This is a genomic window from Salinicola sp. RZ23, from assembly GCF_003206675.1.
Taxonomy (GTDB): Bacteria; Pseudomonadota; Gammaproteobacteria; order Pseudomonadales; family Halomonadaceae; genus Salinicola; species Salinicola endophyticus.
Genome location: NZ_PZJK01000017.1, coordinates 191,113 through 205,528, shown reverse-complemented (window position 1 = coordinate 205,528; position 14,416 = coordinate 191,113). Strand labels below are relative to the sequence as shown.

Sequence of the window (14,416 nt, the reverse complement as noted above, 5' to 3'; positions counted from 1 at the left end):
CTGCTGCTGGTGCCCGCGTTCGCCCTGGCGTTCCGCTATCCCCAGCACACCGCCGCCACCATCCCGGTCCTGTTCACCTCGATCCTCATCAACGCCACCCCGGCCCGCATGGTCGTCAGCCTCGCTACCGCCGTCGTGCTCATCTTGCTGGCCAACGGGTCTCTCTCCTGGCGCATACCGGTCCCGGCCATACCGCGCCCCCTGCGGCTCTCCTGGTACCCGCTGCATCTGCTCGTCATCACCCTGGCTACCGGGGGCATCACGTCATGAGGGGATCAACACGGACTGCCGGGGACCGACGACTAGTGAGTGGGGGTAGACGAATCTGTCGTCGGGCAACGGGAGTCGACAGCCGCTTGCCTAATTCTCCAAGGCTAAAAAAAAAGCAGGTGTCATTAGCCGTCACTGTTTGTCAGTAACGGAAAACACTTTAACTATCCTGCTTTTCTTCATGCAGGACAGTGACTTATGAAAAAACACGTATCACCATCGAGTCATTGGATAGGCGAGACCCTCCCTGTAACACGTCTCGCACATTGACCTCCGAAACCTCCATAAACCGTCACTAAGCGTCTTTATCAGGAGAACACTTTATGAACCGTTGGGAACGCTACTCCATCGCCTCCCTGATCGAGAATCGGGAAGACCCCAAAGGCCGTTTGTTCCTGAGTCCCAAGGGCCAGCGCCAGCTCGATCACATCAAGCTCCTCCACGCAGGCGTCGACACCGTGCGCCAGCTCTACGCCGGGAAGCCCTGCATGGCCCTGTTCGATCAAATCATCGAGGTCTACCGCGAAGGCCGGGGCGCCACCATGGACCTGTTCGGCACCACCTGGAGCGTCGGCGCGGGCAACACCAGCAGCGGCTTCCGCTACCGCCTGCAGAACAATGACCTGGGCGTCATCGTCCTGTTCTACGCCCGGCACGTGAAGGCCGAAGACATCGGCACCCATCTCAAGATCGAGCTCTCTCCGCACTTCATCCACGAACACAGCACCGCCGACGTGCAAGCCTATCTGGACAGCATCGCCAAGCAGCTACTCGCCCACGTCGAGCCCATGGGCTGTGCCGTGCACCTCGCCCTAGACGTCCAGGGCTGGAAGCCCCCCGCCGACTTCATGGAACGCTTCGTCACCCGCTCCAAGAAAGTCACGCGCATCAACGGCATCGACGACTTCAGCTTCAACCACGGCCACATCGCCACCTCCTACGGCAACGCCGAAACCTTCATGTTCGGCACCGCGGGCGCCCTCCAATGCTGCCTCTACAACAAGACCAAGGAGGCCCACTACCGCGACAAAATCCACTTCTGGGAGAGCATCTGGCAGAAAGCGGCCGGCGATGACCCCATGGCCTCCGACTACAACCCCGACAAGCCGGTCTGGCGAATCGAGATGCGCTTTCATCAGTCGGTGCTGCGTGAGTTCGCCCAGGGCACCCCCTGCAACGTCGACACCGGCGAATGCCTCGACATGGACCACGGCTTCAAGCGCTTCACCGACACCGTGCCCCACCTCACCGGCCTTTGGCGCACCGCCATGGGCAAGTATCGACTCGACCACGCCCGCAATCTCATCGACTGCGTGTGGCAGCTCCTGCAGGAAGACGCCCGCTTCTACGATCACGAACCGCACCTGCTCTACAAGCGAGCGCGCAAGGTCCCGGGGCTCGGCAACGAAAAGAACGTCGCCCTGGTCGTGGGTAACCTCATCTCCCTCTACGCACGCCAGGGCTTCACCATCCAGCAAGCCATGCAAGGGCTCTCCCGCTGCGGGGCCTGGGACGACATCGCCAACTACTACCGCCGACGGGGATTGAATGCGGGACAGCTACGCCAGCTCATCGAACAGCGGCTGGTCGAGAGGCGATTACTCGGGAAGGCTGCCTAGTGGCGATCAGAAAGACAGCCAGCGGCTGGCAAGTCGATATACAACCTGGAGGACGTGGGCACCGGCGCATACGCAAGACGTTTACGACCAAGCTGGAAGCCCAACGCTTCATGACCCTCACGCTCGGCAAGGCTGCGGCGGGGGAAGACTACGCACCTCGGAAACGGGATAGGCGTCGAATCCTCGACTTTGCCCAACTCTGGTACGAGGTCCAGGGAGTATCCCTGAGAGATGGCAAGAACCGCTTTCGCAAGCTCGTCTACTTGGCCGAACTCATGGGCAACCCAATGCTATCGACCCTGACGCCGATGGATATCGTGCGTTTTCGCCAGCAACGCCTCGATGCCGGCATCTCTCCCAACACGACCAATCACGATCTCGCTCACCTTCGTGCCATGGTCAATGTCGCGATCCGCATGGATGACTACCGCGGCGAAAATCCATTTGCAGCAGTCAAGGCTATCCGTCTACCTGAAGCGGAGCTGTCCTACCTCACCCACGATCAGATTGAGGCCCTGTTCGACGAGTTGAAGCAATCGCGCAACGCTCATGTCTATCTGATCGCCACCCTATGCCTGACCACCGGCAGCCGTTGGAGTGAAGCCCAGACCCTAAGGTCTGAAAACGTCCAGCCAGGGCGAGTGACCTACGTTGCCACGAAGAACGGGCGCAATCGCACGGTGCCCATCAGTCAGGATCTCTATCGTCAGCTCAAGGAGCACGGCCGCGGCATTGGTCGCCTCTTTCCCCAGGACGCCTATCAAGCCTTCACCCAGGCTTTGAACCGTTCCGGTATCGAGTTGCCTAAGGGACAACGCACACACGTCCTGCGACACACGTTTGCCAGCCACTTCATCATGAACGGTGGCGACCTGCTGACCCTGCAAAAGATCCTGGGCCATCAGACGATTGCGATGACAATGCGCTACGCCCACCTGTCGCCCGACCACCTCGCCGGCAGCTTGAAATTCGGGCCGAAAATTCCCGGTCGACACTTGGTTGACACCGACGAGAAATGGAACCCTGAAACGGGCAGAAAAGTGACGTAAGCTATTGATTTGATGGTGGGCCCAGTAGGACTTGAACCTACGACCAAGGGATTATGAGTCCCCTGCTCTAACCAACTGAGCTATAGGCCCGGAAACGCGGGAGCCGTATGATACCCAAAGCCGTGGGCGCAGACCAGACGTTGCCCCGCTCGTCTCTGTCCAGGGAGGACACCATGTCATCGAATACGCTTTTTCGCCGCGTCGCCGGCGTCTTACTGCTGGGTGCCGCGTCGGCGTTCGGCAGTGTGTCACAGGCGGCGTGGCAGATGGACCCCAGCCACTCAAAGGTCACCGCGGAGGTGACCGAGATCACCAGCAGCGGCCAGCGAATCCCCCATCAGCACTCGCTTCAGCGCATGGAGGGCGAAATCAGCGCAGATGGCACGCTGCGCCTGCCGGTGCGGCTCAACCAGACCGATCTGCTGGATCGGCTGGGCCAGTTGCCGCCGTGGATGTCGTCGCTGACCAACTCCACTCTGGTCACGGTGGTGACCCAGCTGCCGCCGGAGCGCATCAACTCGCTGCGCGTGGGGCAGTCCACCGTCGAGGTGCTCAAGCTGCGTACCGATGCCAACGGCGAGCAGCGCCAGGAGCGCCTGCCGGTGCGCTTCACCCGCGAGGCCGAGGATCGGGTCCGGGTGCGCAACGCCGAGCCAGTGTCGCTGGATGGCAAGCAGCTGATGAAGAACGGCACCGTGCGCACGATCCTCTCGCTGCTGGGCTATCAGCAGATCGGTGACGAGGTGCCGGTCACACTCGATGCCCTGCTGGTCGACCGCTGATCCATGGCCGGGCATGCCGGTATGAGCCCGGGGATGGGTGCCGATGCGCCCGTGAGCACGAGCGCTTCACCCGAGACGCTGCCGCCGGGCTGCCAGGGTGCGAACACCGCCTGGCCCTGGCCGCAGCCCATCGCGGGGGCGTGCTGTGCCCGGCTCCACTTCGCTGTCGATGCGCTGAGCACGGCGGATCTCTCGGCGTGGCAGGTCGCCCTGCCGGAGCGTCTGGCCAGCGCGGCCACCAAGCGCCGCGCCGAGTATCTGGCCGGGCGCCTGTGTGCGCGGCAGGCGCTGGGGGCGCTCACCGGCACCCCCACCACGCCGCAGACGGATAGCGAACGCTTGCCGCTGTGGCCCGCGGGCTGCGTGGGGTCGATCACCCATAGCCAGGGGCTGGCGGCGAGCGTGGTGGCGGAGCGCTCACGCCTTGCCGGTATCGGCCTGGATGCCGAGGGCGAGCTCGACCCGGCCCGGGCGCTGCGCCTGGCGCCGCAGATTCTGGTGGAGAGCGAGCGCGAGTGGCTGGCAAGCCTGCCGCCAGCGCAGCAGGCGGCCTTCGTGACCCAGGTGTTCTCGCTCAAGGAGAGCCTGTTCAAGGCGCTCTATCCGCTGGTGCGCCAGCGTTTCTACTTTCCCCATGCCCGTCTGGTCACGTGGCAGCCCGCTGCCGGTGCGGTCACGCTGGAGCTGGGCAAGACGCTGGCACCGCAGTGGCCGGCGGGGCGTAGACTCACCGGCCAGGTAGCACGGGTGGATGGCTATCACTTGACCCTGGTCACGATTCCGCGACAATCGTGAGCAGACAAACGGTTTTTTCCCTGACGGGCCACTGCGATTCTTCCGACACTCGCACCCGGCACCCATCCCTCACACTCTCCCTATGGAAACGGACTCTCCATGATCAAGTGGATTCTCATCCTGCTGTTCATCGCCAGCGTGCTCTATACCCACTATCGGGGGCGAGTGCGCCATCGGCCGCTGCGTCAGGTCTCCGATCACTCGACCTTCATGGCGCCGATCAATGCGCTGATGACACTCTTCGGCCGCGACAAGGACCAGCCCTACCACGATCTCGGCAACTATCCGGAGCTGGAGCGTCTGACCGGCAACTGGCAGGAGATTCGTGACGAGGCGATGGCCCTGCAGGACCATATCAAGGCCTCCTCGCGCTATGACGATGCCGGCTTCAACTCCTTCTTCCGCCGCGGCTGGAAGCGCTTCTATCTCAAGTGGTACGGCGAGAGCCACCCCTCCGCGCGCCAGCTCTGCCCGCGTACCACCGAGCTGCTCGCCGGCATTCCCAACGTCAAGGCGGCGATGTTCGCCGAACTGCCCGCCGGCAGCCACCTGACCCTGCACCGCGATCCCTACGCCGGCTCGCTGCGCTACCACCTGGGTCTGGTGACGCCCAACGATGACCGCTGCTATATCGATGTCGACGGCCAGAAGTACAGCTGGCGCGACGGTGAGGCGGTGATGTTCGACGAGACCTACCTGCACCGCGCGGAGAACGGCTCGGACCAGGATCGTCTGATTCTGTTCTGCGATATCGAACGGCCGATGAAGTATGGCTGGGCGCGGCGTCTCAACCGCTTCGTCGGGCGCACGCTGATGGCGGCCGCCAGCTCGCCCAACGATGACAACGACCGCACCGGCGGCCTCAACCGCGCCTTCAAATATCTCTACGCGGTACGCCGTCAGGGCAAGGCGCTGAAGAAGCGCAACAAGACGCTCTACTACGCCATCAAGTGGGCGCTGTTTGCGCTGGTGGTGATCGCAATCATCGCCTGGTAAAAAAAAAGAGACTGGCAGCGAGTAGCGAATGAAACGTATTATCGTTTACTCGTCGGGGCGTTGACGGCACTGCTGTGACGCCACTTCCGCCACTGCATCGCTGCTCGTTGCCAGGTCTCTTTGATGTCCGCTTCCGCTACCCCGGATACCCCGCCCACCGTTGACGTGGCTCCACACCGCGCCCTGAGCGTGGATGATTTCGCCCACTTCGAGCGGCGCTACCATCTGGCCCATCGCTTCCCCGACTTCGAGGCCGGCCGCCCCGGCGGCTCGCGCTGCGTGGTCGAGGGGCGGATCGCCGAGTATCAGCCCTGGCCCGGCTGCCAGTGGGTCAGCTCGGATATCGGCATCGCCCAGACCTACGAGAGCCACGCGCTGCCCGGCGCCCCGGCGCATCTCTCGATCATCGTGGTGCTCGAAGGTGAAGCCGAGCTGGCGATGGGTGGTGAGCGCTGCCGGCTACTCGCCGGCCAGAGCGCCCTGCTCGACTACGACGTGCCTGACGACACCCTGCCTGACTACACCGTGCCCGACGCCCTTCTGCCATCGCCGCTGAGTGCCCGCCATGTGGCCCAGCCCCGGGTGCGGGCGATCAACCTCACCCTGTTGAAAGCGCCGCAGGCACAGGCACCTTGTCGCGCGTCTCATGCATCTCACCCTCTTTCACCCTGGCTCGAGCGCCTGGCGCTGGGTCACGGTTGCCGCAGGCTTTCCCTCTCCGATGCGCTGCTGCGGAGTCTCGAAGAGTCGCTGCAGTGGCCAGCGGGCGCCCCCGGCACCGAGCTGATGACCCAGGGGCTGGCACTACAGATGCTGGGTCAGGCGCTGCAGCAAAGCGGGGGCGACGATAGCGCCGAGCACGGTGCCGTCGAGCCGGCCGATGCGCTGAGCGCACGGGACAGGGCGCTGTTGGCCCGGGTACACGCAGAGCTTGAACGCCATCCGGGGCGGGCGCACTCCCTCAATGCCCTCGCCCGGCTCGCCTGCATGAGCCCCAGCGCCCTGCGCCGCAAGTATCGCTGCCGCTATGGCCGCTCACTGTTCGCGCAGCTGCGCGAGTTCCGTCTGCGTCTGGCCCATCGCCTACTGCGGGAGGGCCTGCCGGTGCAGGAAGCGGCGCGCTGTGCCGGCTATCGCCATGCGACCAACTTCGCCACCGCCTTTCGCCGGTTCCACGGCGTGGCGCCCAGGGAGGTGAGGCGCGAACAGTGAAAGACAAAACGCGAGCATCGATATGGGCGTCCTGGCAGCGCGCATAGCTTTTGTGGCATTCGGCATAGGCAATGGATCGGCCTAATCGGGAATAATTCTCGATTACATCCACACACATCCGATCACAGGGAACCTCATGCCGGCCATGCGCAACTGCTCTCCCTTCACCTTCTGCCTGCTGGGCGCCTCGCTGCTGCCGCTGAGTGCCGCCGCCCAGAGCCCGGCCCCCAGCGATAACGCCAATCTCGGTACCGTCACCGTCACCGCCCCCTCGGCGGCGACCAAGACAGAAACGCCCTTCATCGAAACCCCACAGAGCGTCTCTACCGTCGACCGCGAGCAGATGGATATCCGCCATGTGCGCAGCGTGCGCGAAGCGGCCGAGTACACCCCGGGGGTCTACACCAATCAGGTCGGGGCCTCCAACCGCTATGACTATCTGGTGATGCGCGGCTTCTCGGATGGCAGCCTGAGCAACGTCTACCTGGATGGGCTCAAGCTGATGGGAGACACCAACGGCTACAGCTCGATGGTGATCGATCCCTGGTTCCTGGAGAGCGTGGAGATCGTCAAGGGGCCGGCGTCGGTGCTCTACGGGCGCTCCTCCCCCGGCGGGCTGGTCGCCCTCACCAGCAAGCAGCCGCTGTTCACCCCGCGCCACGAACTCCAGTTCAGCAGCGGCGATCATGACCGGCGCAGCGCCGCCTTCGATCTCTCCGGGCCCCTGGGCGAGAGCCGTCGCGTCGCCTATCGTCTGGTCGGCCTGGGCAGCAAGGCCGACACCCAGTTCGGCCCGGTGAAGGACGAACGCTATGCCATCATGCCCTCGCTCACCTGGGATGCCACCGACGACACCACGCTCACCGTGATGGCCTATCTGCAGAAGGACCCGGAGGGTGGCTACCACTCGGGGGTGCCCTATGAAGGGGCCGTCAGCCGGCGCCATGGCCGGCACATCGACAACGACTTCTTCGACGGGCAGGAGGACTTCGACAAGTTCGAGCGCTACCAGCGCCTGTTCGGCTACCGCCTGGAGCACCGCTTCAGCGATGCCGTGGTCGCGCGTCAGAAACTCAGCTATCTCGATGCCGACGTGCGCATGGATCAGGTGGCTCAGCTCGGCTGGGGCGATGACACCAACCAGCTCGCCCGCGGCTACTACGGGGCGCGGGAATCGCTGCAGGCGTGGACGCTGGACAACCAGGTCGAGGCCAAACTGAGCGACGGCTTCATCGATCACACCGTGCTGGTGGGGATCGACTATCAGAAGCGCAAGAACGATGTCACCTACACGAGCGCCGGCTTCTCCCCCATCGACCCGTTCGCACCGCGTCGCGACGGCGGCTTGACCAGCGCACGCAACGTCTACGCCGACGAGACCCATCACCTCGACCAGACCGGCATCTACCTGCAGGATCAAATGGCGCTCGGGGGCTGGCGCCTTACCCTCGGCGGGCGCTACGACTGGGTCGATATCGAAAACGACAACCACCTGGCCGGCGGCCGCAACAGCACCCTCGACGATACCCAGTTCAGCGGGCGCGCCGGGCTGCTCTACCGGTTCGACAACGGCCTCGCCCCCTACCTGAGCTACAACACCGCCTTCACCCCCACCAGCTTCACCGGCAAGGACGGCGACCTGCTCGAGCCGATGGAGGGCCGCCAGTGGGAGACCGGGCTCAAGTATCAGCCGCCGGGCAGTCGCGATCAGTACAGCGTGGCGCTGTTCCGCATCAACCAGGAGAACGTCGCCACCAAGGAGCAGCCCGACGACGACTACCGCTCGGTGGGCGAGATCCAGTCCCAGGGGGTCGAGCTGGAGGCGCGCACCTGGCTCTCGGAGGCCTTCTACCTCCAGGCCGGCTATGCCTACACCGATATCACCTACAAGGAGAGCGACGTCCCCGGGGAGAGCGGCAACTACGCCATCTACGCGCCGCGCCATCAGGCCAGCCTATGGGCCCACTATGACGTGGCGCACGGCGCCCTGACGGGGCTGGATGCCGGGGTCGGCGCACGCTACTACGGCGGTCTCTATGCCGACCGCCAGAACAGCGAGACCCTGCCCGACTACACCCTGGTCGATGCCACCCTGGGCTACGACCTGAGCGAGATCGGCCTTAGCGGCGTGGAGGCCCGGCTCAATGTCGGCAACCTGCTCGACAAGTCCTACGTTGCCTCGTGCAACTCGCTCACCTACTGCTACTTCGGCGCCGAGCGCCATGTGACCGCCACGCTCTCCTATCGGTTCTAGGCGCTGTCTGACGCTGTCATCGCCCCGGCTCCACTCAGGTCGGGGCGGGCTTGGGATACCACGCCATGCCGATGGCATGCGGCGCGGTGGGCACGAAGTCGAACTGGGCATAGAGCCGATGGGCCTCGCCGTCCGCCAGCAGGCTGACGAAGGCATTCTCCGGCGCCTCGCGCAGGATGAAGGCGCGAATCTCACCCATGATCTGCTTGCCCAGCCCTCGCCCCTGATGAGCCGGATGCACGGCGATATCCACCACCTGATAGAAGCAGCCGCCGTCACCCACCACCCGCCCCATGGCGAGGGTCTCCCCTGCCCGCTGGATCTGCACCGCGAACAGGCTGTTAGGCAGCCCCCGGGCGGCACCGGCAGCGCTGCGACTGTGCATGCCCGCGGCGGCGCGCAGCGCCATGTAGGTCTCGACACTGGGCGGGGCGTAGACCAGTGTCTCCTGTGGCTCGCGGGTCTCCTCGGACATGGTGATGCTCTCCTGGTCAGCGGGCAGTGGTATTAGAGACGGTGGTATCAAAGACAGTGATATCAGACGCGGCGTCGTTTCCAGCATGTCGTGACGAGCCCGTTCGCGCCAGCCAGCGCGGGGTGCGCGAGGTCATCTTCAACAGCGGCACCAGCAGCCACAGTAGCGGCGCCAGCACCCAGCGGTAGACGAAGCGCACCACGATCAGCAGCGGCCAGAGCACCAGCAGCCACACGCCGAACTGGCCCAGCCACACCGGCCAGCCCAGCCAGCGGGCGGCACTGGCGCCGGCTGCGCTGATCAGGCTCGGGTGGCGCACCACCAGATAGGCGCTGCCGGCCACCGCGGCGACCTTGGCCCCCCGCGAGAGCGTGGCGAAGCGCCCGCCGGCCAGCACACCACGAGAGGCGGCGCGTGCCCCCTGCCCCTCCACCGCCGCACCGGCGCGCAGTGCACGCCCCGCCCGCAGCACCTTGACTGCGCTGGCCATCACCAGCAGATCGACCCCGGCCCAGCCGACGTCGACGGCATCGATCGACTCGCCGCGGCGCCACTGACGCTCGAGGCCGCGCACACCACTGGTGAAGAGATCGCCGATATCGCTGACCAGACGCTCGCTCTGCACCCGCGTCACCTCGCCATTCGGCCCGATCACGAACTCGCGCAGCAGATCGTGCCCCTCCACCGCCAGCGCCGCGATGGCCAGGCGGCCGCGCATCAGCGGCGTCAGCTCGGCAGGCTCGTCGCTCGGGGTGCTGTCCCGGGTATCGTTCTGGGTGTCGTCCTGAGTATCGTTCTGGGTGTCTTCCTGAATAGTGCCCTGGGCCTCGACTCGCGCGCTGTTCTGGCGGCTGGTATCCACCTGGGTATCGTCCCCCGCGCCCTCTTCACCCCACCACTGGGTGAGACGGTGACTCACCTGGCGGTAGCGCTCGCCCAGCCAGTGCTGCAGGCGCAGCGTGGCGATATCGTGCTCACGGTAGTAGATCACCGGCAGTACGCTGTCGGCGCCATAGCGGGCGAGCACCTGCTGGAACGCCGGATCGAGGCCGTAGTCGACCAGGACATCCCGCGCCGCATCGCCGTAGTGCAGGATCGCCAGCCGCGCGCTCATCCATAGCGTAGGGTCGTCGGCCATGGCCAGGAACACCGCGTTGAGCGCCGGCGACTCCTGGGCCAGCATCTCCGCCTGGTCGGGCAGCGCCCGCTGCGCCTCCAGCGATACCAGCCGCTGGTCGAACGCCTGGGGCGAGGCCACCAGCACGATTCCCGCGGCGAACAGCAGCGCGATCAGCGCACTCTTGAGGATCCAGCGCATCTCTTCTCTCCCGGTTCTCGGCCGACGCCCATGACCTGACGCTAATAACCTGACGCGAATGACCTGACGCTAGCGGGCTGACGCCAGCCGCCGCGCGATCTTTTTGATAAGCGTTCGTATTTGAATTAGGATTGCATCTTGTCACGCCCATCCCCTGCGTTGCGAGGTCGTTCCGGCATGTTCGAACTCCAGGCTGCGAGCTTCGAAATCGCGGGCCGCGAGCTGCTCTCACCGATCGATTTTACCTTCGGCGAAGGGCGCATCTACGGTCTGATCGGCCACAACGGCTCCGGCAAGTCGACCCTGCTCAAGCTGCTCGCCCAGCAACAGCCGGTGAGCCGCGGAAACATCACCCTGGATGGCCGCCCGCTGACCCACTGGAAGCCGCGTGAGTTCGCCCGCCATGTCGCCTATCTGCCCCAGCATCTGCCCAGCGCGGAGAACCTCACCTGCCGCGAGCTGATCGGCTTCGGGCGCTACCCCTGGCACGGCCTGCTGGGCCGGCTCAACGCCCACGACCAGCAGCAGATCGAACGCGCCATCGCGCTGACCCATACCGAAGCCTTCGCCGACCGCCTGGTCGACACCCTCTCCGGCGGCGAGCGCCAGCGCGTCTGGCTGGCCATGCTGCTGGCCCAGGGCAGCCGCTATCTGCTGCTCGACGAACCGCTGGCGGCGCTGGATATCGCCCATCAGGTCGAGGTGCTGGCACTGGTGCGCAAGCTCTGCCGCGAGCTGGGCCTGGGGGTGGTGATCGTGCTCCACGACGTCAACATGGCGGCGCGCTACTGCGACCATCTGGTCGCCCTGCACAGCGGCCGGCTGCTCGCCGAGGGCGAGCCGGGCACGCTGATGTGCGACGCCACCCTGGAAGCGATCTACGGTATCCCGATGCGGGTCATGCCGCATCCGGGGGATGAGTGTCCTATCGCGGTGCTGCCCTAGGCAGTTCTGAAAAAACCTGTCTGAAAAACCCTATCTGAAAATCTCTCTCTGCAAGCACTGCCTGGCTGACAATCACAGCCCGAGCAGTGCGCTCGGTAGCGTTCGCCCCCGGGAAACGATAACGAGGCGATACCCCGCCAGCGTCGGCGGCCGCTGTTACAAAACGCGAACTCCGCGCTCTTCCTCCCATACCCCTGGGGGCTGAAAAAATAGCGCCCGGGGGTTTCCCGCTGGCCTCACTCACTCCCTCGTCACACGATCTCACCCTCTCGACGCACCGCGGTTTCATGGGATGCACCCCGTCATCAATTCCCAAATACGAATCACTATCATTTTATTTTAGATTAGTGCTAGCATCCGGGGCTCGAATCGACACAAGCGATAACGTTTGGTTACCGGCAAGGGAACAGCATGAAGAAGACAATGACGCTTGGCCTCGCGGTCGTCGCCGGCGCGTCGGCACTGCCGCTGCAGGCCCAGGAATCCAACGACACCATGGTGGTGGTGGGTTCACGAACCCCGACCCAGATCAGCCAGATCCCCGGAACGGTATGGGTGGTCGAGCACGAAGAGCTGCAGCAGCAGCTGGACACCGGCGCGGATCTCAAGACCGCCCTGGGCAAGTTGGTGCCGGGGCTCGATCTGGCCCCGCAGGGGCGCACCAACTATGGCCAGAACATGCGCGGGCGTAACGTGCAGGTGCTGATCGACGGCGTCTCGATGAACAGCTCCCGCGGGCTGTCGCGCCAGTTCGACGCCATCGACCCGTTCAACATCGACCACGTCGAGGTGATCTCCGGGGCCAACAGTCTCTACGGCGGCGGCGCCACCGGCGGCATCATCAATATCATCACTCGCAAGGGCAAGGCGGGCGAACCCACCCTGCGCACCCAGGCGGGCGTGACCAGCGGGCTCAACGACGACGATGACCTCGACTACCATCTCGATCAGTCGGTCAGCGGCGGCAACGAGCACGTCCAGGGCTATCTGGGGGTCGCCTACCGCGACAACGGCCGCCACTTCGACGGCAGCGGCGACGAGATCTTCACCGACATCACCCAGACCGACCTGCAGGACAACCGCAGCATCGATCTGATGGGCAACCTCAACATCGTGCTCACCCAGGAGCAGTCGCTGAGCATCGGCGCCCAACTCTACCGCTCCGGCTACGAGGGGCACCGCGGGGTCTACTTCCCCCATCTGAACGATGCCTCGCCCAACCTCGACGACGCCGAGATCCGCGACGGCTACAGCTCGGACCGCAATCCGGCCACCGATCGCAAGATGATCAACGTGCAGTATCACCACAGTGATCTGCTCGGTCAGGACTTCTATCTGCAGGCGTTCCATCGCGAGGAGGAGGCCAAGTTCAACGCCTTCCCCTACCCCTCACCGAACTGGCGCAACCCGGACTACTACGAGTTCCGCGCCTCGCAGCAGAACACCAAGCTGAGCGGCATCAAGGGGCTGTTCGATGCCCAGCTGAGCGATAGCGTCGGTCTCACCTATGGGGTCGACCTGAGCCGCGAGAAGTTCGATGCCGACCAGATCTTCTTCGACCGTGACGTCACCAACGCCAGCGGCGCGCTGACCCAGCGCGAGGCGCGCTCCGAGGATCGCTACCCCAGCTACCGGGTCGACACCGTGGCCGCCTTCGCCCAGGCCGACTGGCAGGCGACCCGCGGGCTCAAGCTCTCGGCGGGTGCCCGCCAGCAGCGCATGAACGTCGACGTCGACGACTTCAAGAACGTCCCCGGTGGCAGCAACCACTACGATGCCACCCTGGTCAACGCCAGCGCGCTCTACGACTACGGCAACGGCCACCAGAACTGGTTGCGTTACAGCCAGGGCTTCGAGCTGCCCGACCCGGCCAAGTACTACGGCAAGAGCCCCGATGTCAGCGTCTCGGCCAACCCGCTCAGCGCGATCAAGACCGACCAGGTCGAACTCGGCTGGCGCTACCAGGGCGGCGGCTGGACCACCCAGGCGGCGGTCTACTACGCCTGGTCCGACAAGGCAGTGGAGAACGCCGAGGATCTGAGCGTCGAAGTGGTCGACGAGAAGAAGCGCGACTACGGCCTGGAAGGCGCCGTGACCCGCTACTTCGACAACGGCTTCGAGGCCGGCAGCACCTTGAACCTGGTGCGCTCCGAGCAGAAGGACGCCGACGGCGACTGGAAGAAGCGCGATGCCCGCTACGCCTCGCTCTCCTCGGCGACCGCCTTCGTCGGTTGGTCGGACTTCGAGCGCTCGGTACGCCTGCAGGCCAACCACGCCTTCGACCTCGAGGACGACAACGACCGCGAGATCGACGGCTACACCACCTTCGACCTGCTGCTGAGCCAACAGACCGGCTTCGGCAAGCTCAGCCTGGGGGTGGAGAACCTCACCGACAAGCAGTACTCCACGGTGTGGGGTCAGCGCGCGACCATGTTCTACTCGCCCTACTACGGCCCCGAGTACCTCTACGACTTCCAGGGCCGTGGCCGCACCTACAGCCTGACCTGGTCACACCAGTACTGAGCCGCTCCCGTACTGAGCTCGCATTCCGCCGAGCCGACGCCCACCTGCCTGGTGGGCGTCACTTCCCTCTCTCGCCCGCCGCTTTCGCCCGTCGTCTTCGCCTACCTTTCCCCAGCGTACACTTTGCATACACACCGACGCGTATCTCGCATTGACACCCACCACCAACATAATAATA

11 protein-coding genes, 1 tRNA gene and 1 pseudogene are annotated in these 14,416 nt (G+C 64.7%); 10 read left to right on the top strand and 3 right to left on the bottom strand.

Annotation, left to right across the window (positions count from 1 at the left end; translation table 11 throughout):
- The 3 genes and pseudogenes from DOM67_RS17840 to DOM67_RS17830 form a co-directional block, all read left to right on the top strand.
- A pseudogene (locus tag DOM67_RS17840) lies at positions 1–270 on the top strand (hypothetical protein); the annotation flags it as partial.
- Between the two features lie 323 nt (positions 271–593).
- Complete coding sequence (locus DOM67_RS17835) at positions 594–1,889, top strand: hypothetical protein (RefSeq protein WP_110678404.1); 1,296 nt, start codon at positions 594–596, stop codon at positions 1,887–1,889.
- A gap of 110 nt (positions 1,890–1,999) precedes the next feature.
- Entirely contained in the window at positions 2,000–2,938 is a 939-nt protein-coding gene (locus DOM67_RS17830) for a tyrosine-type recombinase/integrase (RefSeq protein WP_232825308.1), read from the top strand.
- A gap of 13 nt (positions 2,939–2,951) precedes the next feature.
- Here the strand turns inward: DOM67_RS17830 and DOM67_RS17825 are convergent.
- Positions 2,952–3,028: transfer RNA gene (locus DOM67_RS17825), tRNA-Ile, on the bottom strand.
- An 83-nt stretch (positions 3,029–3,111) separates the two neighbouring features.
- Here DOM67_RS17825 and DOM67_RS17820 point away from each other — a divergent pair.
- The 5 genes from DOM67_RS17820 to DOM67_RS17800 all read left to right on the top strand — a co-directional run bounded on the left by DOM67_RS17820 (position 3,112) and on the right by DOM67_RS17800 (position 8,977).
- Entirely contained in the window at positions 3,112–3,720 is a 609-nt protein-coding gene (locus DOM67_RS17820) for a hypothetical protein (RefSeq protein ID WP_232825307.1), read from the top strand.
- 51 nt (positions 3,721–3,771) lie between these two features.
- Positions 3,772–4,515 carry a 4'-phosphopantetheinyl transferase superfamily protein gene (locus tag DOM67_RS17815; protein WP_198651856.1) on the top strand — a complete coding sequence of 248 codons (744 nt, stop codon included), beginning with the start codon at positions 3,772–3,774 and terminating at the stop codon, positions 4,513–4,515.
- Positions 4,516–4,614: 99 nt separating this feature from the next.
- The gene (lpxO, locus tag DOM67_RS17810; RefSeq protein WP_110678400.1) at positions 4,615–5,511 is read left to right on the top strand and encodes a lipid A hydroxylase LpxO; all 897 of its coding nucleotides are present in this window, start codon (positions 4,615–4,617) and stop codon (positions 5,509–5,511) included.
- A gap of 123 nt (positions 5,512–5,634) precedes the next feature.
- The gene (locus DOM67_RS17805) at positions 5,635–6,723 is read left to right on the top strand and encodes an AraC family transcriptional regulator (protein ID WP_110678398.1); all 1,089 of its coding nucleotides are present in this window, start codon (positions 5,635–5,637) and stop codon (positions 6,721–6,723) included.
- A 145-nt stretch (positions 6,724–6,868) separates the two neighbouring features.
- Positions 6,869–8,977: a TonB-dependent siderophore receptor gene (locus tag DOM67_RS17800; protein ID WP_110678424.1), complete on the top strand. Its 2,109-nt coding sequence runs from the start codon at positions 6,869–6,871 to the stop codon at positions 8,975–8,977.
- A 34-nt stretch (positions 8,978–9,011) separates the two neighbouring features.
- Here DOM67_RS17800 and DOM67_RS17795 read toward each other — a convergent pair whose 3' ends face one another.
- Together DOM67_RS17795 and DOM67_RS17790 are read right to left on the bottom strand one after the other, a co-directional pair.
- Entirely contained in the window at positions 9,012–9,452 is a 441-nt protein-coding gene (locus DOM67_RS17795) for a GNAT family N-acetyltransferase (RefSeq protein ID WP_110678395.1), read from the bottom strand.
- Positions 9,453–9,468: 16 nt separating this feature from the next.
- Positions 9,469–10,770, bottom strand: a complete 1,302-nt coding sequence (locus tag DOM67_RS17790; RefSeq protein ID WP_110678393.1) for a hypothetical protein — start codon at positions 10,768–10,770, stop codon at positions 9,469–9,471.
- Positions 10,771–10,947: 177 nt separating this feature from the next.
- Here DOM67_RS17790 and DOM67_RS17785 point away from each other — a divergent pair, with 177 nt between their 5' ends.
- Positions 10,948–11,715, top strand: a complete 768-nt coding sequence (locus DOM67_RS17785) for an ATP-binding cassette domain-containing protein (protein ID WP_035469922.1) — start codon at positions 10,948–10,950, stop codon at positions 11,713–11,715.
- Positions 11,716–12,126: 411 nt separating this feature from the next.
- On the top strand, positions 12,127–14,238 hold the full coding sequence (locus DOM67_RS17780; RefSeq protein WP_110678391.1) for a TonB-dependent receptor: 2,112 nt from the start codon (positions 12,127–12,129) through the stop codon (positions 14,236–14,238).
- The last annotated feature ends 178 nt before the right edge of the window (positions 14,239–14,416 follow it).